Source organism: Vallitalea longa (assembly GCF_027923465.1).
Lineage (GTDB): Bacteria > Bacillota > Clostridia > Lachnospirales > Vallitaleaceae > Vallitalea > Vallitalea longa.
Map to the genome: position 1 here is coordinate 68,070 of NZ_BRLB01000005.1, position 20,335 is coordinate 88,404.

17 protein-coding genes are annotated in these 20,335 nt (G+C 30.7%); 14 read left to right on the top strand and 3 right to left on the bottom strand.

Translation table 11 applies throughout. From position 1 onward, the window contains the following. The first annotated feature begins 11 nt into the window (after positions 1-11). The 8 genes from QMG30_RS10825 (at position 12) to QMG30_RS10860 (ending at position 10,369) form a co-directional block, all read left to right on the top strand. Positions 12-920 (top strand): carbohydrate ABC transporter permease, encoded by a 909-nt coding sequence (locus QMG30_RS10825; RefSeq protein ID WP_281815264.1) that lies wholly within the window; start codon positions 12-14, stop codon positions 918-920. A gap of 13 nt (positions 921-933) precedes the next feature. Further along, positions 934-1,779, top strand: coding sequence for a carbohydrate ABC transporter permease (locus QMG30_RS10830; protein WP_330680719.1), 846 nt, complete (start codon positions 934-936; stop codon positions 1,777-1,779). Positions 1,780-1,791: 12 nt separating this feature from the next. Beyond that, entirely contained in the window at positions 1,792-3,825 is a 2,034-nt protein-coding gene (locus QMG30_RS10835) for a DUF5107 domain-containing protein (protein WP_281815268.1), read from the top strand. Positions 3,826-3,827: 2 nt separating this feature from the next. Continuing rightward, complete coding sequence (locus QMG30_RS10840) at positions 3,828-4,433, top strand: YczE/YyaS/YitT family protein (protein WP_491851250.1); 606 nt, start codon at positions 3,828-3,830, stop codon at positions 4,431-4,433. Positions 4,434-4,684: 251 nt separating this feature from the next. After that, positions 4,685-5,620, top strand: a complete 936-nt coding sequence (locus QMG30_RS10845; RefSeq protein WP_281815270.1) for an AraC family transcriptional regulator — start codon at positions 4,685-4,687, stop codon at positions 5,618-5,620. Between the two features lie 10 nt (positions 5,621-5,630). Then, positions 5,631-8,996, top strand: coding sequence for a TrmO family methyltransferase domain-containing protein (locus tag QMG30_RS10850; protein WP_281815271.1), 3,366 nt, complete (start codon positions 5,631-5,633; stop codon positions 8,994-8,996). Between the two features lie 180 nt (positions 8,997-9,176). Continuing rightward, positions 9,177-10,121, top strand: a complete 945-nt coding sequence (locus QMG30_RS10855; protein WP_281815273.1) for a stalk domain-containing protein — start codon at positions 9,177-9,179, stop codon at positions 10,119-10,121. 56 nt (positions 10,122-10,177) lie between these two features. After that, positions 10,178-10,369, top strand: a complete 192-nt coding sequence (locus QMG30_RS10860; RefSeq protein ID WP_281815275.1) for a hypothetical protein — start codon at positions 10,178-10,180, stop codon at positions 10,367-10,369. A 71-nt stretch (positions 10,370-10,440) separates the two neighbouring features. Here QMG30_RS10860 and QMG30_RS25240 read toward each other — a convergent pair whose 3' ends face one another. The 3 genes from QMG30_RS25240 to QMG30_RS10870 are packed head-to-tail and all read right to left on the bottom strand — an operon-like array spanning position 10,441 to position 13,851. Next, positions 10,441-10,737 (bottom strand): helix-turn-helix domain-containing protein, encoded by a 297-nt coding sequence (locus QMG30_RS25240; protein WP_353511676.1) that lies wholly within the window; start codon positions 10,735-10,737, stop codon positions 10,441-10,443. After that, a complete protein-coding gene (locus tag QMG30_RS10865; RefSeq protein ID WP_281815277.1) occupies positions 10,734-12,023 on the bottom strand; it encodes a response regulator in 1,290 nt (429 codons plus the stop codon). The genes QMG30_RS25240 and QMG30_RS10865 overlap by 4 nt, the downstream gene beginning before the upstream one ends. Continuing rightward, a complete protein-coding gene (locus QMG30_RS10870; RefSeq protein ID WP_281815279.1) occupies positions 12,016-13,851 on the bottom strand; it encodes a sensor histidine kinase in 1,836 nt (611 codons plus the stop codon). Before QMG30_RS10870 ends, QMG30_RS10865 begins: the two co-directional genes overlap by 8 nt. Positions 13,852-14,159: 308 nt before the next feature. On the opposite strand from QMG30_RS10870, the gene QMG30_RS10875 reads away from it, so the two are divergent. From QMG30_RS10875 to QMG30_RS10900, 6 genes are all read left to right on the top strand, one after another. Beyond that, entirely contained in the window at positions 14,160-15,164 is a 1,005-nt protein-coding gene (locus QMG30_RS10875; protein WP_281815281.1) for a tripartite tricarboxylate transporter substrate binding protein, read from the top strand. A 140-nt stretch (positions 15,165-15,304) separates the two neighbouring features. Next, positions 15,305-15,757, top strand: a complete 453-nt coding sequence (locus QMG30_RS10880) for a tripartite tricarboxylate transporter TctB family protein (protein WP_281815283.1) — start codon at positions 15,305-15,307, stop codon at positions 15,755-15,757. Between the two features lie 15 nt (positions 15,758-15,772). Next, a complete protein-coding gene (locus tag QMG30_RS10885) occupies positions 15,773-17,260 on the top strand; it encodes a tripartite tricarboxylate transporter permease (protein ID WP_281815284.1) in 1,488 nt (495 codons plus the stop codon). A gap of 63 nt (positions 17,261-17,323) precedes the next feature. Beyond that, a complete protein-coding gene (locus QMG30_RS10890; protein WP_281815285.1) occupies positions 17,324-17,962 on the top strand; it encodes a bifunctional 4-hydroxy-2-oxoglutarate aldolase/2-dehydro-3-deoxy-phosphogluconate aldolase in 639 nt (212 codons plus the stop codon). A 27-nt stretch (positions 17,963-17,989) separates the two neighbouring features. Next, on the top strand, positions 17,990-18,940 hold the full coding sequence (locus QMG30_RS10895) for a 2-dehydro-3-deoxygalactonokinase (RefSeq protein ID WP_281815287.1): 951 nt from the start codon (positions 17,990-17,992) through the stop codon (positions 18,938-18,940). A 344-nt stretch (positions 18,941-19,284) separates the two neighbouring features. After that, positions 19,285-20,256: a tripartite tricarboxylate transporter substrate binding protein gene (locus tag QMG30_RS10900; RefSeq protein WP_281815290.1), complete on the top strand. Its 972-nt coding sequence runs from the start codon at positions 19,285-19,287 to the stop codon at positions 20,254-20,256. Positions 20,257-20,335: the final 79 nt, after the last annotated feature.

Consider the following 20,335-nt stretch of genomic DNA (forward strand, 5'->3'; position numbering starts at 1 on the left):
GGAATGCTGATATGAAAAAACATAAATTACCTATCATTTTAATGTTTGTTTCACCTGCTTTACTATGTTATTTATTGGTGTTTTTTTATCCTACGATTCGTACCACTTTCATGAGTTTCTTCAATATCAAAAATATTATGGATGGAGTACATAAATGGGAATTTGTAGGTTTGGATAATTATATTGCCATTTGGAAAAGCGACTTGTTCGTACAATCTATGATTAATTTCATTAAGATATGGTTTTTTGGAGGTATTATCGTATTTGTCATTGCAATGCTTATGTCTGTTATTTTAACATCAGGTATAAAAGGAAAATCATTTTTTAGAGCTGTCATATATTTACCTAATGTTGTATCTGCTGTAGCAATGGGTACTATGTGGATACAGTATGTGTATAATCCGAAATACGGTTTGTTCAAAACTCTCTTTGAGTTCTTAGGATTAGAAAATCTAGCAGCCATTAAATGGACAACTCCCGATAATATATTCTGGGCTATGCTGATAGCTTTCAATTTCGGTATGGTTGGATACTTTATGCTTATATACATATCCGGTATTGAAAGGATACCAGCTACTTTTTATGAAGCGGCGACCTTAGAAGGTGCTAATATTTTCGTTAAATTCTATAGAATAACATTACCCTTGTTGAAAGGGGTAATCAAGACAACATTGGTATTGTGGACAATCAGTGATGTAGGATTTTTTGTATGGTCACAAGTATTCTCTATGCTGAATCCTGTTCCTGGAACTGTGACACCTATGGTATATATGTATCAATCCATATTTGGAAACAATATGATTGTTACAGATAGAAATGTAGGTCTAGGAGCTACGGTTGGAGTTTTATTGATGGTCATTGTGGTTATAGTTTTTGCGCTTACTAATCTTTTGATAAAAGAAGAAGATGTGGAATTCTAGGAAGGAGAAAAAAATGAAGAAAAACGGAAGTATTAAAACGGATATCAAGCGTATGCCTGGATACCTATTCATTGGATTCTGGTGCTTGTTTACATTTGTAGTGATTTGTTGGATTATATGTGCTTCTCTTTCTACTACTCCAGAAATATTTTCGGATAGATTATTAAAAACAGGAGTGCATTTTGAGAATTATTATAATGCCTTAGTTACCCATAATGTTTATAAGTATTTCATAAACTCAATCATTTATACGGTGACAGCATGTTTTGGAGTTATCATAATAGGTGCTCCATGTGCCTATGCCCTGGCTAGATTTGTTTTTAGAGGGAAAAAAGCGTTACAGAATTTATTTGTTGCGGCATTGGGGATTCCACAAATAATGATTATAATGCCTTTGTTTTCATTGATAACAAATATGAATCTAAAAGATTCAAGAATCATACTGATAATATTATATATATGTATCAATGTCCCTTTTACAATATTTTTTATGATACCATTTTTCAGGAATCTTCCTTCATCTTTGGAAGAATCAGCTGCGATAGATGGATGTTCACAATTAAAGACTTTCTGGAAAATCATGCTACCTCTAGCACAGCCAGGAATAATTACAGTCACAATATTTAATTTTATCACTATTTGGAATGAATATTTTATGTCACTGATATTTGCAAATAAAACAGATCTGAGACCTGTAGCTGTTGGATTATACTCTATGATTCAATCAATGAGATATACAGGAGATTGGGCAGGGATGTTTGCCGCTGTTGTCATAGTATTTTTACCAACGTTCATATTATACTTGTTCTTATCAGAAAAAATCATAGCTGGTATAACAGGTGGTTCTGTAAAAGGATAGGAGGAATGGTTTATGTCAATTTATAAAGATAAGTTATATATACAAGGTAATATTCCTATTGGGGAAAATCCACTACCTATGTTTAGGGATATGGTTAAAAATAGACCTGTTGTTGAAAATGGTACTTTTAAAGAAGAACATAAGATAAAATTCGGGTATGAAACTGGACGACGAGTTCTTCCATATAGAATGCAGGAAAGATATACGAGGGACAGGAGACTAGTGGATATCGATACAATAGTTTTCGAAAATGATAAACTGAAAGCAACTTTTCTTCCAGCTTACGGAGGAAGACTCTATTCTCTTGAAAATAAGAGTACAGGCAAAGAACTATTATATAAAAACAATATATTCCAACCTGCGAATCTGGCTATAAGGGATGCTTGGTTCTCAGGTGGCATTGAATGGAATATTGCACAGTACGGTCATACTTTCTCAACATGCTCTCCTATGTTTTTTGCCATATGTGAAGATGATGATGGAAATGAATTTCTTAGAATGTATGAATATGAAAGATGTAAAAGCATTTTCTGGAATATTGACTTTCATTTGCCTGAAGGTAGAGATGTTTTGAGTGCTTATGTGAGGATAGTCAACGATAACAATCATACTATACCTATGTATTGGTGGACAAATATTGCCGTTGAAGAAAAAAGAGATATCAGAGTGTTTTCTGGTTCCAATGACATTATATATCAAGATGTGGAAACAATGAAAAAGATAAATAACCAACATGCATATGGATATGGACAAATGCCTCATATTTATTCTTTTGGCGATATGGACGTTTCATATCCTGAGAAATTCAAAACATCAATAGAGTATTTTTTCCAGAATGAGAATGATGATACACCATGGGAAGCAGTAAAATATAATAATGGAGATATATTCATTGAACGTTCGTCCAACAGAATTCATTATAAGAAAATGTTTTGCTGGGGAACTCACAAGGGTGGTAAGAGTTGGCAACATCTACTATCTGCAAATGATACAGATGCTTATCTTGAACTTCAATCAGGAATGGCAAATACGCAGGAACATGGAATTGATATGCCTCCAAATACAGTTTGGGACTTTGCGGAATTTTTCAGTTCCACAAATATGAAAGTGGATAATATGAGAGATGATTGGAAATTAGAGAAAGAAGAAATATATAAGTGTGTTGAAAATAAAATAAATAGTAGCGATGTGAACGAGTACTATGAAGAAATGAAAAAACTTGCTGAACATGCGCCAAAAAAAATTATATATCATGGTTCAGGATGGGGTGCTTTAGAAATAGAAAGACGTAAAAAATATAATCAACAAGATATTCCAAAAGGTTTGATTTTCCCTAAGGAAACGTTATCAGAAGAGCAAGATGATTGGTTTCATTTGCTTTCGTATAATATGATGCCAAAAATAAAAGGTTCAGAATTACCTGCTTCTTGGATGGTAGATAAGAAATGGCAGTATATTTTAGAGAAAAGTACTGATATAGAGACTAATGTGATGTCCATAATTCATTTGGGAAATATATATTATGAGAATGGAGAAAGAAAAAAAGCTATAGATATGTGGGAAAAATCCATAAAATTGACACCAACAGCTTTGGCTTACAGAAATATAGCTTATTACTATATACAAGTAAAAAAATTGGATATTGCATTTCTATACATGAAAAAGGCCATAGATATTTTAGATGATGATATTGAACTTAGTTACGCAAAAGAATATCTGGAATTGCTTATTGAGTGCAATAAGGATGAGTCAGCATGGAAATTCTATAAGAGTTTAGCAAAAGAATTGCAAGATAATGATAGGTTGCAGATTCTAATGTGTGATATTGCTTTGAACAAAAGAGAATTAGAATTTCTAGATGAAGTATTCAGTAAAGAGATTTCTTCACTGAGAGAAGGAGATACCAAAATAGTAGATACTTGGTATAAATTCAAGGCAATGATGATAGCTGAAGAAAATAACGTAAAATATGATGAGGATTTATTGAATGAAATAAAATCCACTATAAATCCACCACAGACTATTGATTTTAGACAATTCATGTGAATATGATATATCAAATAAATAAAAATCATATAAAAAAATTTCTTCAGTATTGTGTTGGAATAATGCTAAGTGGGATGGGAATAGCTTTGTGTTATTATACGCAACTTGGTACAGATCCATTATCTGTTTTTATTGATGGAGTTCATAATGTTACTTACATTACTTATGGTGAGGCTACATTTTCAATAAATATTTTGTTGTGTATATTCTTATTTATCTTCAATAAAAAAAGTATTAATTTCGGTTTGATGTTGGCATGTATACTTCCTGGGGTTTTCTTAGATATGTTTTTTTGGATATTCAGTGAGATTTTACCGGATAATCCACCTCAGATGATTAATGTATTGATTATGTTTATATCTGTAATAATATGTTCTCTGGGTGTTAGTATATATATACATGCTAAAATAGGAGCTGCACCAGTAGATAGTATTCATTTATTTGTTATAAATAGATTTCATATTAGATACAAATTCGTTAGATTAGCAAGTGATATTATATTTCTCGCTTTTGGTTTTTTGTTAGGAGGAGTAGTTGGCGTCGGAACAATTATTTCATTGTGTTTTTTTGGAATTTTAACGGATTTCTTTCTGAATAAAATGAATTAAAATTAAAGAGACTATTTAAAATGATTTATTGAGATATTAAATATAAATTCATTTTGGATGAGTCTCTTTTAGTTATGTATTCGCTACGTCTCATAAAATATTTCAAGGAAAATAGAAATTAGAACCTTCTTATTTAATTAAAAGGCTTTTGAGAATAAAAATATAGGTGTTTCTTCTATTTGCGAATTATGAATAGACTTAAAAATGAATTAATCTTATAATTATATTAGATAGCACGAAGAGGTGAAATGATGGAACTCATTTACAATAAATCAAGATTAACTTATATATCTAATATCAATAAGGTACAAGATTACATTGAAAAGAATCTAGAAGAAGATTTGACTATAGATGAACTTGCTCGTATAGCATCTTTTTCACGTTTCCATTTCCAGAGAATCTATAAACAGATGACAGGAGAGAGCTTGTACAGTTATATAAAGAGACTTCGTTTGGAAAGAGCTGCATTTATTCTAGATACTAACAAAAACAGATCAATACAGGATATATCGCTATCACTTGGCTATGCTAACCAAGCATCTTTTGCAAAGGCTTTCAAGAATACATATGGCGTTAGTGCCAGTAGCTATAGAAATTCAAATAAATCATATAGAGATACAATTCATAGAAACTCGAATATCAATTATAATAATACGAATAATAGCACAAATGGAAAAGTGTATGACAATATAATCAGCTATAATAGACCTATAAAATTATCTGTTCAGATTATTGATCCTATAGAAGCAATCTATACAAGGCATACTGGTTCATATGCAGGAGATAGTGAACTTTTTGAACAATTATTCAATAAACTATATTCATATGTAGTTTCTCATAACTATTTAGAAAAAGATTCGCAGTGGTTTGCTGTTTATCATGATTTTGGGGAACTGACTAGTGAAGATAAGCTTAGAATGAGTGTGTGTATGTCAATTAATAAGAATATAAGGACTTGTGATGAATTTGGCAGTATGATTTTAGAAGGTGGTAAATATGCAGTTGGAAAGTTCTTTATCAAACCAGATGAATATCAGCTGGCTTGGAATTACATGTTGTCGAAATGGTTACCTGAAAGTAGTTATGTACCAGATGATAGACTATCTTTTGAATATTATCCACCAGAAAACAATGAAAATAGCCAGGAGAGATTAGTTGATATTTTTATACCGATAGCTCCCTTATAAGGAGGTAATTATGAAAGAAATAAAGTTTCAAGCAATTGGAGGTTACAACTTACTGAAACAATCAGAAACCACAGATAAATATAAGACAGAAATTGTACTCATAGAAAAATATAAAAAAGCAGCTACTAAATTAAGTTATTTCAGTCATTGCCTTATATTTACGAAACAAGAAGAAAGACTTATGTGTTATGGAGTTAGAATTAATGATGTTAATGAAAAAACAGGAGAGATAATTGTTGAAGGAAGTAAAATCTCAGGCGATATCATAGATATAAAAGCATATTTCCCTTGTGAAGAAAGAATAACAGAAGAACTATCTTCACGATACAACAAAGAACAACGTTCCGTGATTATTCCCTTCAAGAATCAAGAGATAGGAAAATACATGTATATCAATAAAAAAAGTGTGATACATGTTGAAGAATCAAATAATCAAATAGGTCATGAAATGGCATCAGCTCTTGAAAATATTCATCAAGGGGATTATCTAAGGATCTTATGGTGGTTCCACAAACATAATAAAAAGGAGCTAAGAAATATTTGCATGGTCACTCCTCCATATGAAAATGCACCAAGAAGTGGAGTCTTTGCTACAAGATCACCTGTAAGACCCAATCCAATTGCATCCACAGTTGTTAAGGTCAAATCTGTGGATAAGTATAATCATTTTATTGAAGTCTGTGGATTTGATGGATTTGAAAACACTAGAATCCTACAGATCATGTCTTACAGTAGTGTTCCTATCTTCAATAATGTCAAAGTCCCTGATTGGGTAGAGCATTGGACCAATCATAAAATCTTTGAAGAAACTAATTTAGATAATAGGATAGAAAATATGACCAATCAAAAAGAGGTTGCCGCCAAACATGTATTTATACAAGAACTAGAACCATCAAATTTAGAATTGAACCAAGCAGGTTCTAATGAGATAGTCATAAAAAATGCATCTATCAATAATCTGAAGAACATATCATTAAAAATACCAAAAGAAAAAATAACAGTTATAACAGGAGTTAGTGGTAGTGGAAAATCAAGTCTTGCATTTGATACCATCTATTACGAAAGCAGAAAACAATTTATGGACCTTATCGCATCTAGTGTATATACATTCAATAACCTTAATGATTCTAAAGTAGAGAAGATAACAGGACTACAGCCTGCAATCGCCATCGATCAGAGAAATTTAGTCATGAATCCAAGGTCAACAGTAGGTTCAGTATCCAAAGCAGGAGAATATCTAAAACTATTATTTGCTACAATCGGTAGAAGGATATGTCCATATTGCCATGAAGTAGTTCCAGAAAATAATGTTTGCAGTAAGTGCAAAGCTATATTTTTTGCATTGACACCATCATTATTTAGTCAAAATAATCCTGACTACATGTGTCCTGCTTGTAAAGGATTAGGTAAAGAAATGCAGATAGATGTTAATCTCATTGTAGAGGAACCAAATAAATCTATTTTAGATGGTGCTTCAACATGGTGGGGGAATCTGAGAAAACATAGAGAGAATCCCAATGCCAATTGGATGAAAGGAGAAGTATTGGCATTGGCTGAGGATATGAATGAAGATCTGGAAGTGCCTTTTAAGGAACTTACGGATGATTTTAAGAAACAACTTTTCTATGGTAGTAATGGGAGAGAAGTTACTCTTGATTATGTTAATTCTAATGGAAGAAAAGGAATTATTACTAGACCTGTTGAGGGTGCTGTTAATATAATGTACAGATTATTGAAAAGTAAGAACGGTGATAAATCTATCAAATACCTAGAACATTATTTAATAAAGAAGACTTGTAGTTCTTGCAACGGAGAAAGATTGAAAGAAGAAGGACGTCTTGTATATGTAGGTAATAAACGTTATCCAGAAGTTGTTTCCATGAATATAGATAATCTGAGAGACTGGTGTCATACAACTTATAATAGTTTAGATAATGTAGAGAGGGAAAAGACAAAATCAATATTCATTAAATTATTGTATAACCTTAAAAAAATTCAACAGGTAGGGTTAGGTTATCTAAGTCTTAATAGAAGTATACCAACTCTATCAGGGGGAGAAGCCAGAAGACTGAAATTATCAGCACAATTTGGCTCAGGGCTTTCAAATATACTTTATATAATGGATGAACCTTCTAAAGGACTACATCCAAGAGATTATTTAATGCTAATAAGGACTATAGAAGAGCTAAAAAAACTAAATAATACTATCATCATAGTTGAGCATAAGAAAGATTTTATTGAAGCAGGGGATTATTTAGTAGAAATTGGTCCTGAAGCAGGAAAATATGGAGGGCAACTTATAAGAGCAGAGGAAATCAGAAAAGAGGGAAAAGATAATATAAATAATGTTATTGAAACACATCATCATAAAAATAATCTAATTAGTCACAGATATGATTTATATCTACAACCTATAGACAAATCAGTTGATAAGGATAGACTATTAAGATTAACATGTGCATCAACGAATAATTTAAAGAACATCGACATTAATATACCCTTATCAAAAATGATTTGTGTTGTTGGAGTAAGCGGTTCAGGTAAGAGTTCCTTAATATCACAGACTTTGTATCCTGCAATTCAAAAAGAGCTAAATAAGAAAACTGAGTCTCAGGGAGAATATAAAGGAATAGAATGTGTAAGTAATATAAGAGAAGTACATTTCGTGAGTCAAAGTGCTATAGGTAAAACGTCAAGATCAAATCCAGCAACATATTCAGGAGTATTTGATTTAATTAGAGATTTTTATTCTGATTTAGATGAGGCTAGGAAGAATAAACTCACAAAAGAACATTTTAGTTTCAACAGTAAGAAGGGACAATGCCCTAAATGTAAGGGTTTAGGTCGCACAGTTGTTCCAATGCATTTCATGCCTGATATATCTACTACATGTACTGAATGCAAAGGTAAAAAATATATAGGTAAAGTTCTACAAGTGAAATATAAGGGGTATTCTATTGCCGATTTATTAGATATGGAAATAAGAGAAGTAAAAGAAATATTTGAGGATCAAAAGAATATATATACTATTCTAGATATGCTAGATAAAATTGGAGTGTCATATATAAAACTAGGACAAAGCGCTACTACTTTATCAGGAGGAGAAGCACAGCGAATTAAATTAGCAAGAAATCTATGTTCTGGCAAAGCAAAAGATGTATTATATATACTAGATGAACCGACAGCAGGCTTGCATGATAAAGATGTAAAAAAACTATTGCTTATCTTAAAAGAATTAACTAATTATAGAGCAACCGTTATTGTTATAGAACATAATCCCATATTTATTAAGGAAGCTGATTATATAATAGAAATGGGACCTGAAGGTGGAGAACGAGGTGGATATATAGTTGATGAGGGTTGGCTAAATAACTGATAGTATCACCATTAAAGCAAAATGTAATTGCACTTAATACATAATTGATTTGTCTGATTGTTTATGATATATTTGATATTATACCTTGAATTACTTAAGGTACTTGATAAACTTAAAAAATAAATTAATGAAAAAATATGGTAATATATAAATAATAGGTTTTAATATAGGAGGGTTTATATGGTTAACAAAATTAAAAGAATTATTTATGCTAGCGTAATGGTTTGTATTTTTACTCAAGCATTGCCTGTTGCTGCACATGAAACTAATGGCACTGATAGTGTATGTATTAGTATGGAAGTTAATAGTAAAAGAGCATTATTAAACGGTGAACCAATAACGTTAAATAATGCACCTTTTCTTGAAAATGGTACTGTTTATGTACCACTTAGAGAAATTATCGATCTATACGGTGGGATTGTAGCATATATACAAGACGAACAAGCTGTTTTAATAGCAATAAAAAGGATAAATGATCTGGGTTATGATCAGGGTTATTTTTCAAAAATATGGATAGGTAAACAAAAGGTTCTTACAGATACAGGAGAAGCTTTTATTCATCCAACATATCCAAAAAATTGTGTTCCTATAATAAAAAATAATACAGCTTTTATTCCCGCAGATTATATTGATTTTTGTTTGGTTGCTAATTCATTGTGGGATGCTGAACGAAATAGAATTATTTTTTATGATTCAAATGATGGTCTGAGAGTGGATAAATTTGTAATTGGTAGCGATTTTAATTCTCTTGACAAAAATATTAGAAATAGATTTAAAACTACTGGTCGTATTGTAGATCAATCTGAGGATGGTCTATTTAAAATTGAGGTTTATTCCGATGGAGATATGGAAGTAGCACTTATGACTAATAATGTGATTAATGAAGAAATACCTCCAAAAGAGATATATTCAATTGTATTAATAACGGATAAGTATAAGACTTCAAGGGGTTTAAGAGTGGGAGATAGTATAGAAAAATATTGGGATTTGTATGGAAGTACGCAATGGGTACCTGATCATTTTGTTGACAAGGTGGATGAAAATGGAATAATGACTATCCATTATAATTATTTTTTTATAGTTGAAATAGATAATGGAAAGGTATCAAAAATTATTATCAGATAGACTTAGATTATGATGCCTATGTGTATTATAATAATAATGGAGGTTAATAATAAAAGATGATATATAATAAAGACAAAAAAAAGAGATGGATTGATTATGTATTAATATTTCTATTATCCATAATTTTACATTTATTAAACGTTTATGAATTAGATATGAAAGTTATAATTGTTACAGTATTATCAAGTTGTATAATAGCTGGTATATTAGGAACAATATCAAATTGGTTAATAAAAACTAGAAATTGAATAATCTAAATATGACAATAATTTTCAATTCTTTAACCAAGACAAACAAACTAGAAAACCTAAATATTTAATCATGTATTGATTTTTCTGTATTCGGATGGACTAAGTCCAGTATGTTTTTTGAAAATATGAGAAAAATATGCAGCATCTTCAAAGCCAACCATAGAAGCTATCTTATATGTTTTGTCATCACAGGCTTTTAATAGTTGCTTAGATTTTTCTATTCTTATTTTTGTAATAGTATTAGTTAATGTTTCACCTGTTTCCTTTCTGAATAAACGGCTTAAATAGGAACTGTTGACGTGGACAATATCAGCTAGTTCTTCTAATTTGATAGTATGGACATAATTATTTTCTATATAGTCTATAGTTTTTTTATGACACTATTACTTTGTAAGGACATATTTATCAATGCTTCATTAGTTGATTTCAAGATTATTTCTAGAACATCTGATAATCTTGAAATAGATTGGCATTGTATGATTTCATTATATATGTCCTTTGATTCAGATATGATATCAGATAAATTGATGTTGTAAGTGTTCAACAGTCTGGAACAACATGAACATATATGTAGACTACTGGCTTTTATATATGAAATGGGTTCTTGTTTGCTTCTTTGGTCATTTAGTAGTTCATGCATCAATAAGGTAGCTTTTTCTAAGTTGCCATATTGTATTAATTCAATGATTGAATTAATAGTTGTAAATGCTTTATTTACTTTAGATTGAGATTTATTGTTAGTATACTCACTATAGATTGATATACTACTCTTATCGTAAAATCGATAACTTGAGCATTCATAAGCTTCTTCATATGCGATAGGAATTTCAAAGTGATTTTTATGTTGATTACTGATACCTATATTTATTGAGCAATCAGTGAAGCTCTTAGTAGATTCTATTAGATTATCACATAGTGAAATTAGATATTCCGATAAGTGATTATTTTCTTTATCGAAAGATATTAAAGTACAAAGTGTCATAGTTTCACAAGTGACAGTTATGTGACTTTTATCTTCTAATAACGTAGATAACATATTCTTGAATTTTTTCATAAAGCAGCTAGGAAGTTTTTTATTACAGGTAGTGTTAAAACTAAAAATCATTATATAAAAGGTATGGATGTCAAGATTCAATTCAAACATTTTATCGTCTATATCCAAGTTATTATCTACTGCTTCATTTATGTAGTCGATAATAAACTTTTCTTGCATTTCCTGTAAGTTTTCTGAGATTTTTTCATTTAATGTTTTGATTTTGTACTTACTATTTTGTTCTTCTGATATGATTTTTTTGGCTTTCTTTACTGCAGCTATAATACTTTCGGTTGACGAAGGTTTCAGTACAAAATCTATTACGTCATATTGTATAGCAGATTTGGCATAATCAAAATCAGAATAACCTGTAAGCAAAATGATTTTTTTGCTAGGATCGTTTTCGTATATATATTTAGCTAAATCTATGCCGCTTAAACCAGGCATTTTGATATCTGCTATTATTATATCTGGATTTTCAGTTATAATTAGATTCTTAGCAGTATTACCGTCACTTGCATCTCCGATTATTTTACAATCTATACTTTCCCAATCTATAAAATTGATTAATCCATTACGAATACATGGTTCATCGTCTACTATTATAACTTTATACATGCTGATTATCTCCTTTGTCAAATGGAATATTAATATTTACTTTAGTGCCTTTACCTATTTTACTTGATATAGATATACCATAATTATTACCATATATTAGTTTTAATCTGGTATTCACATTTTTTAATCCTATATGTTTGCGTTTGGAATTTATAGAAGTATTGTCTTTATCTATATATATAGTGGATGTGTCAAAACCTATTCCATCATCCATAATATTGAATTCAAGTTCTTTTTTGTTTTTCTTAATGAGAATCACTAGAGTACCACTACCTATCTTATTTTCCAAACCGTGAATTATGGCATTCTCAACTATAGTCTGTATAGAGAGCTTTGGTAAATAATAATCAAGTATGGAATCATCTTGTATAGATACAATAATGTCTATTTTATCACTGAATCTCATTTTTTGTAAATGTAAGTAAAATTTTACATATTCCAATTCTTCACTGATCTTAATCTTTTCCCTACTGCTGAATGTGAAATTAGCACGAATTAATTTTCCAAGAGAGTTAATCATTTTATATATCTTTTGATTTTTACATGCAAGTGCTTCCCAACTTATGGTTTCTAGAACATTAAAGAAAAAATGTGGGTTTATCTGAGCTTGTAGAGCTTGTAATTCAGCTTCTTTTATAAGGAGCTGTTTTTGGTATATTTCATTGAACAGGTATTTGATTTTATCAATCATATCATTGACGGTTATACTTATTTCATTTAATTCCATACAATCGTATTCTGGAATTTTTAGAGTAAAATTACTTTGGCTGACTTTTTTTATATTCTTAATAATATCTTTTAGTGGTCTGGTCACATTAATGATTAAAAAGATACCAATGATAATTGATGCAATAGTAGTTAAGAATATGGTAAATAAATATTTATCCAATATAGTGTTTAGTTTAGAGGATATTTCTGTTTTTGGAACCATGAGAACAGAGGTCAATCCTAGGTCATTTATATTTTTTGTTATAATAAAATATTTATCATCATCGTAGTCAATTTCTTTTACTGTATCATTGCTATTAATGAAATTTATCTCAGGTTCAATTTTTGAACCTATCATATTCCTATTCGTATGATAGTATACAGTACCTGCTTCATCATATATTATGGAAACCCAATTAGGATTAGAAACTATTTTTTTATACGTACTGTTTAATATGTGTTCATCAATACCTAATACTATTTTACCTAGACTATGGTGGGAAATAAGGGTTTCTATATCTTTCATGAAATAAATGGTATCAAAAGATTGTGAAGGTGAGATAGAAAATCCATTAGTAATAGGTATTTGGCGATTATTTATAAAATCTAAATGGTCTTCAATAATACCGTCATTAGGTAAGTAGTTTCGTAATAGGTGGTAATGGTTTTCATTACTTTGAAAAATAAAAACTGAAGTTATTAGTTCACTTGACCAAGCATAATCATGGAGAACACAATACTTCAATTCTGTTTCTATATTTAATTGTGTCAAAGCACGTAAATAATATGTTTGTTCATTGCTTAAAATATTTTCTAGATTATTTCGTATTTCTTGGTTAGACAATAGTAGAGTGAATGTGTTATCGATCATACGTATTTTTAGAACAATACTATCATTAATCTGTTCAATGGATTTGGTTAATTCTTTATTTATACTCTGTGAGGATATATTATTATGTACAAATGAATATAGATACACACCAAAGAGTGTCAAAGGTATAAGTGCAGTAAGTGCAACTAATAATAGGATTTTGTATCTTAAGGAATTTCGGTATACATTTAATGTATTAATTATATTGGACTGTTTAGTATTATTTTTTAGTGATTTATTATTATTCATTATAGAAAACTCTTTTCATAGATTTATTAGGAAGTATTATCATGTTAATAATTCATAGAACTATTTAACAGTATTCGCTTATTCTGGCAATAATCCTTTTAATATGACAAAAAAAATCAACTGGTAAAAAAAATCATACAAATTAGTAAAAAAAATTATATAATTAATAGTAATATTTTATAGTACATTGATGTTGACTTTATGTAAAAATAATTATAACTATTCGTAAATACCATCTATTCAATAATGTAAGTTTTGGATTTATAATGATGTGGAAAGAAAATATTAAATATCCTAGGAGGATGGCTATGAAAAAGATCATAAGTATATTTACATTGATATGTTGTATTTTGTCTTTTACAGCATGTTCAAGCAAAGAAGAGAGTGTTGATACAAAAGTTGATGATACAACCAAAGAGGAAGGGGTTGATTTCCCAACTAAAGCAATTGAAATAGTTGTTCCATTTTCAGCAGGTGGAGGAACTGATACTGTAGCGAGAGCGCTTGCTGAATCCGCAAAAAATGAGTTTGACGAATCAGTAGTTGTTGTTAATAAAACAGGTGGCGGTGGTGCTGTAGGTATGTCTGAAGGTGCTAATGCTAAAGCTGATGGACATATTGTGACCATGATAACTGTAGAATTGACAACACTTCCTAATCTGGGAGTTGCTACATTTACATATGAAGATTATAAGCCTGTTTTACAAATAAATGCTGACCCAGCTACACTTACAGTTAAAGCTGATGCACCTTGGGATACACTTGATGAATTTATCGAGTATGCCAAAGAGCATCCAGGAGAAATAAAGATAGGTAATTCTGGTGTGGGAGCAATATGGCATTTAGCAGCAGTAGGAATAGAGAATGAGACAGATACTAAGTTCAATCACGTTCCTTTTGATGGAGCAGCACCAGCTACCGTTGCGCTTCTAGGAGGACATATTGATGCAGTCACAGTTAGTCCAGCAGAAGTATTGCCTCATGTGAAAAATGGAGAACTTAAAGTTCTAGGAGTATTATCTGATGAAAGAATAGAAGAGCTATCAGAAGTTAAAACCTTCAAAGAACAAGGTCATGATTTATCAATAGGTACTTGGAGAGGATTAGGGGTACCAAAAGATACTCCAGATGAAGTAGTGGATATATTAAAAGAAGGATTTATGAATGCTGCTAATAATGAAGATTTCAAAGAAGTTCTTAATAATCTAGGTCTTGGATATAAGGTTGAAGATAATGAAGTATTTGGTGAGACAATAAAAGCAGACCAAGAGTTATTCAAAGAACTTATAGAAAAATTTGGGTTAAATAATTAATTTCTTCTATTTACCTTTATATGTAAAATAGGATGGTTATTATTATAATCAATTTTAGTAAACAGGATAATGTTCAATAGATAATAGGTAGTTTATTGTATCTACCTATTATTTTTAAACTTAAAATAGAGGTGATTCATTTGAAAAAAGGGAATATTGTTTCAGGTTGTATAGTCATTTTTATAGGAGTATACGTATTCTTTATGACAGCAGGATTTCCAGAGGGCTCAAATAATGTGCCTGGACCAGCTTTTTTTCCAAGAATTTTAGCAATCATTGCCATTGTGCTTGGTGCAATATTAGTTGTACAAGCGTTAATAAATAAAGCAGATGTTGAAAAGATTAATCTGCATGATGAAAATGCTAAAAAAAGTTATATTACAATGGGGATTATCGCAATCTATTTGATTTTATTTAACAAAATAGGATTTTTGTTGTTGACTCCTTTGTTATTGTTTATATTGATAAGGTTTTACGGTATGAAAAGTATTTGGAAAAATGCAGTTATATCAATAATGGTTACAAGTGTTGTATATGGTGTTTTTGTAAGTTTATTATCAGTTCCATTACCTATGGGAATATTGATGAATTAGGAAGGAGAGATATTGATGCTTGAATTACTGTTACATGGTTTCGCTATGGCTTTTACTCCTCGTATATTATTATGTATTTTTGGGGGGGTAATCGGAGGTATAGCAATAGGTTCATTACCTGGACTTACTGCTACGATGGGAGTTGCCTTACTCCTTCCATTAACATTTGGAATGGATACAGTTTCTGGAATACTTATGTTATTGGGAATATACATTGGAGCTATTTATGGAGGCTCAATTTCTGCAATTCTACTTAGAACACCTGGAACACCAGCAGCTGCGGCAACAGCACTAGACGGATTTGAACTTGCTAAAAAAGGTGAAGCAGGAAGAGCGCTTGGTATTTCTACTATTTCATCATTCGGAGGAGGAATAGTGAGTACTATAATGCTTATATTGATTTCTCCTCAACTTGCAAAATTGGCGCTTAAATTCAGTGCACCAGAATATTTTGCATTGGCTATGTTCGGACTTAGTATTATATCCAGTATTGCAGGTAAGTCCATGGTAAAAGGTCTTATAGCAGGTGTAGTAGGACTTTTGATTTCAATGATTGGGATTGACTCCATTACTGGTTATCCAAGATTTACATATGGTAACATAAATATGTTGAACGGGTTATCATTTATACCTATAATGATAGGACTTTTCGCATTTTCACAAGCATTTCTGAGTATTGAAGATATGCTGAAAAAAGTAAAAGTGAAACAGAAAATTACAAGAATTCTACCGACTATGAGTGATATTAAGCGTATTAAATTTACTGTTCTAAGATCTGGAATTATAGGTACTTTTACAGGAATCATTCCTGGAGCAGGAGCAGATATAGGGGCATTCATATCATATAATGAAGCAAAAAGATTTTCTAAACATCCTGAAAAGTTCGGTACTGGGCATATAGAAGGTATTGCGGCACCAGAGGCTGGCAACAATGGTGTTACTGGTGGAGCTATGGTACCACTTCTAACATTAGGTATTCCAGGAGATGCAGTTGCTGCTATCATGTTAGGTGCGTTGATGATGAAAGGGTTACAGCCGGGACCATTATTATTCAAAGAACAAGGTGAACTTGTATATACAATTTTTGTTGGACTTATTGTTGCTAATATCGGAATGCTTGTACTTGGGTTACTAGGTATCAGGTTCTTTACTAAAATCGTATCTATACCTAAATATGTATTGACACCAGTAATCTTTGTTCTATGCATTATTGGTTCATATGCTATAAATAATAACTTTTTTGATGTTGTAGTTATGTTTGTGTGTGGTATTATTGGATATTTTATGAGCAAATTTGATTTCCCTGCTTCGCCTGTAGTATTAGCTTTAATATTAGGCCCTATGGCAGAAAGTCAATTGAGAAGGTCTTTGGTGATGTCTCAAGGTAATGCCAGCATATTATTTACCAGACCTATAAGTGCAGTATTACTTGTACTCGCATTCATAACATTATGTACACCTATTTTTAAACAAATTAAGAAAAAAGTTAAAAGGGCTAAATAATAGATTGGTATTATTAACAGCTGATACATAATAAGCATATGACTAATGAAAGATGGTGTAAAAATGGATAATTATTTGAAACAAATATATGATTCTAAAATTATAGCTATAGTAAGAGGTATAGAAAAAGAAAAAGGGCTAAAAGTTGTGGAAGCATTGGCTGAGGGTGGGATCAGGTGTGTAGAAGTGACTTTTAATACTAATAATGCTGTAGAGATAATTAAAGATATAAAGAAAGAGTTCGGTAACGAAATTTTAATAGGTGCTGGTACAGTTCTTGATGTGGAAAATGCAAAAAGAGCTATTGATGCAGGTGCTAAGTTTGTTCTTAGTCCAAGTCTACATGAAGATGTAATTAAATACTGTAAACAAAATAATGTTATTTCCGTTCCAGGTGCATTTACTGCTACAGAAGTTGTAATGGCGGATAAATGGGGAGCAGATATAGTTAAGATATTCCCAGCAGGAGCATTGGGAATCCAATATATCAAAATGTTGAGAGGGCCACTTGACGATGTTAAATTAATGCCTGTTGGAGGAATTGGATTAGATAATATTAAAGAATTCCTTGAATGCGGAAGTATCGCTGTTGGAGTAGGTGGTTCACTTGTTAACAAAAAATTTATAGAGAATAATCAATATGATAAGTTAAAAGAATTGGCACAAGAATACACAAAAACTGTTGAGTCTATAGAAATTTAACTTTTGATATTGGCTAGGAGGCATATTATGAGTTATATTACAATAGATACAGGAACCACCAATACACGAATCAGATATATTAGTGATGATGAAATATTGGGAGAGTCTAAAATTGATACAGGTGTAAGAGATACAGCCATAACAGGAAACAAAGAAAAATTGAAGAAATCCATAAAGTCAGGTATACACGATTGTATGAAGAATACACATATCAATGTAGAAGATGTTGATAAGATAATTGCTTTCGGTATGATTACATCAAATCTAGGTTTATTGGAGATTCCTCATCTTGAATCACCGGTGGGAGTTGATGATCTAAGGAAACATGTTGAAAAGAAAATTTTCACTGATATAATTGATAAACCTATATATTTCATTCCTGGAGTTAAGAATAAATCTGGCGATGAAATTTATGAAGTTGATATGATGCGTGGAGAAGAGACAGAAACTGTAAGGGCAATGTCTTATGGTGAAAGTGAATTTATATATGTTTCACCAGGTTCTCACACAAAATTTGTATTTGTAGAAGATAATAAAATAATTAAGTGCAGTACAACTCTCTCAGGAGAAATGATGAAGGCTATATCACAACATACAGTTTTGGCTGATTCACTTCCACATGATTTAATTGAGCATATTGACAGAAAATATATTTGTAAGGGTATTGAAGCAGCTTCTGAGTATGGTTTTTCTAGAACTTGTTTTATGGTTAGGATATTAGATGTATTATCTGATACAACTGATAATGAAAGAGCTAATTTTATTGCTGGTGCTATAGGTTATATGGATATACAGTCCATTAAACACGAAATGGAATGGGGAAAAATACAATTCATTATTGGTGGTAATAAAATACTCCAAGAATTATATAAGAATGTATTAGAAATAACAGGATATGATAAAAATAAAATAGTAGTATTGAGTAAAGAGGAAGTTGATGTAGGAAGTTCTTTAGCGGCAATAAAAATAGTTGAATGATTAAAATATAAATAAAACGGGTTATAAAAAAAGTAGAGATATGAATATAATATATCGTCTGCTTTTTTGTTGTTTTTAATAAATGGAATCAATGACTGTTAATCATAGATACTATTTTCTATCAGGTAGGATTATTCATAAAATTGTTCATTAGACTTTATAAATGAATATTGTTTTACTGGAAATGAATTTTGTTATACTCATTAAAATATATCATGAATATTGTACTTATTTATGATAATATATTATCTGTACATATTATACAAAAAAATATACAATATACATATATTATTAGTAAAGTTATATAAGCAAAAATTAACATAATAATTAAGGAGGAAGAAAAAATGAAAATATTAAAGAAATCTTTTGCATTTATATTAGTATTAGCAATGGGAGTACTAATGGTGGGATGTGGTAAAAAAGAGGTATCAACTAAAGATTGGCCTACAGATTCATTAACAATAATATGTCCATGGGCAGTAGGTGGGTTGGCAGATCAAGTAAACAGGGCTATGTCAGAATATGGAAAAGAAGCTTTTGGACAACCTTTACTTGCGGATAATATATTAGGTTCTGGTGGAGCTGTTGCATTAACACAATATATAGAGGAAAAGCCAAACGGAAATAAATTAATATTTGGCGGTGAAGGAAGTTTTGCAATTGCTCCATTAACTTCTGAAGTTGCATATAAATTCGATGATTTTATTCCAGTAATTAATATCTACTCATCTACATTTGTATTATCTGCAAATCCTAATATTAATGTTAATAGTATAGAAACCCTTGAAGAATACTTCAAACAAGGAAATACTATTAAGGTTGGTACTAATGGAACTGCATCTTCGGAGGCGTTACAATGTGCTGCTCTTTTAAACGAGATGGGAATTACATATACAATTATTCCTTATGAAGGAGCTAATGAAGCTTTAACAGCGGCTATTTCAGGAGAAGTAGATTTTGCTGTAACACATGCCTCATTGGCTAAAGAATTTGTAAAATCGGGAGATATTAATCCAGTGGTTGCATTTGATGAAAAAAAATTAGTAGATGAAGTTTATAATTTAGATTGTGTTGCTGATTATGGATATGATACATGGATGACTAATATATGTGCAGTATTTATGAGAGCAGGAACAGAACAAGCTATAGTAGATAAAACATATGATGCTCTAAAATCTATATTAGAAAATGAAAATTTCTTGGATTCAGCTGATAATATGGGAGTTACTATTGATATAATGTCTGGAGAAGAAGTTCAAAAATACATTGAATCATGTGTAGGGAAAGCAAAAAAATATGCAGAATTAGTTGAATAATATAGTGATGAATTTAAAATTGATTAGGGGATGCTTAGCATCCCTATCTTTAAAAATTATATTAATATATACATAAAGC

Bases quoted from the DNA above. Each gene is read 5' to 3' on its own strand.
- QMG30_RS10890 (WP_281815285.1), top strand. From the start codon at position 17,324: ATGGATAATTATTTGAAACAAATATATGATTCTAAAATTATAGCTATA.
- QMG30_RS10900 (WP_281815290.1), top strand. From the start codon at position 19,285: ATGAAAATATTAAAGAAATCTTTTGCATTTATATTAGTATTAGCAATG.
- QMG30_RS10875 (WP_281815281.1), top strand. From the start codon at position 14,160: ATGAAAAAGATCATAAGTATATTTACATTGATATGTTGTATTTTGTCT.
- QMG30_RS10885 (WP_281815284.1), top strand. From the start codon at position 15,773: ATGCTTGAATTACTGTTACATGGTTTCGCTATGGCTTTTACTCCTCGT.
- QMG30_RS10855 (WP_281815273.1), top strand. From the start codon at position 9,177: ATGGTTAACAAAATTAAAAGAATTATTTATGCTAGCGTAATGGTTTGT.
- QMG30_RS10845 (WP_281815270.1), top strand. From the start codon at position 4,685: ATGGAACTCATTTACAATAAATCAAGATTAACTTATATATCTAATATC.
- QMG30_RS10825 (WP_281815264.1), top strand. From the start codon at position 12: ATGAAAAAACATAAATTACCTATCATTTTAATGTTTGTTTCACCTGCT.
- QMG30_RS10870 (WP_281815279.1), bottom strand. From the start codon at position 13,851: ATGAATAATAATAAATCACTAAAAAATAATACTAAACAGTCCAATATA.
- QMG30_RS10865 (WP_281815277.1), bottom strand. From the start codon at position 12,023: ATGTATAAAGTTATAATAGTAGACGATGAACCATGTATTCGTAATGGA.
- QMG30_RS10835 (WP_281815268.1), top strand. From the start codon at position 1,792: ATGTCAATTTATAAAGATAAGTTATATATACAAGGTAATATTCCTATT.
- QMG30_RS10895 (WP_281815287.1), top strand. From the start codon at position 17,990: ATGAGTTATATTACAATAGATACAGGAACCACCAATACACGAATCAGA.
- QMG30_RS10830 (WP_330680719.1), top strand. From the start codon at position 934: ATGAAGAAAAACGGAAGTATTAAAACGGATATCAAGCGTATGCCTGGA.
- QMG30_RS10860 (WP_281815275.1), top strand. From the start codon at position 10,178: ATGATATATAATAAAGACAAAAAAAAGAGATGGATTGATTATGTATTA.
- QMG30_RS10850 (WP_281815271.1), top strand. From the start codon at position 5,631: ATGAAAGAAATAAAGTTTCAAGCAATTGGAGGTTACAACTTACTGAAA.
- QMG30_RS10840 (WP_491851250.1), top strand. From the start codon at position 3,828: ATGATATATCAAATAAATAAAAATCATATAAAAAAATTTCTTCAGTAT.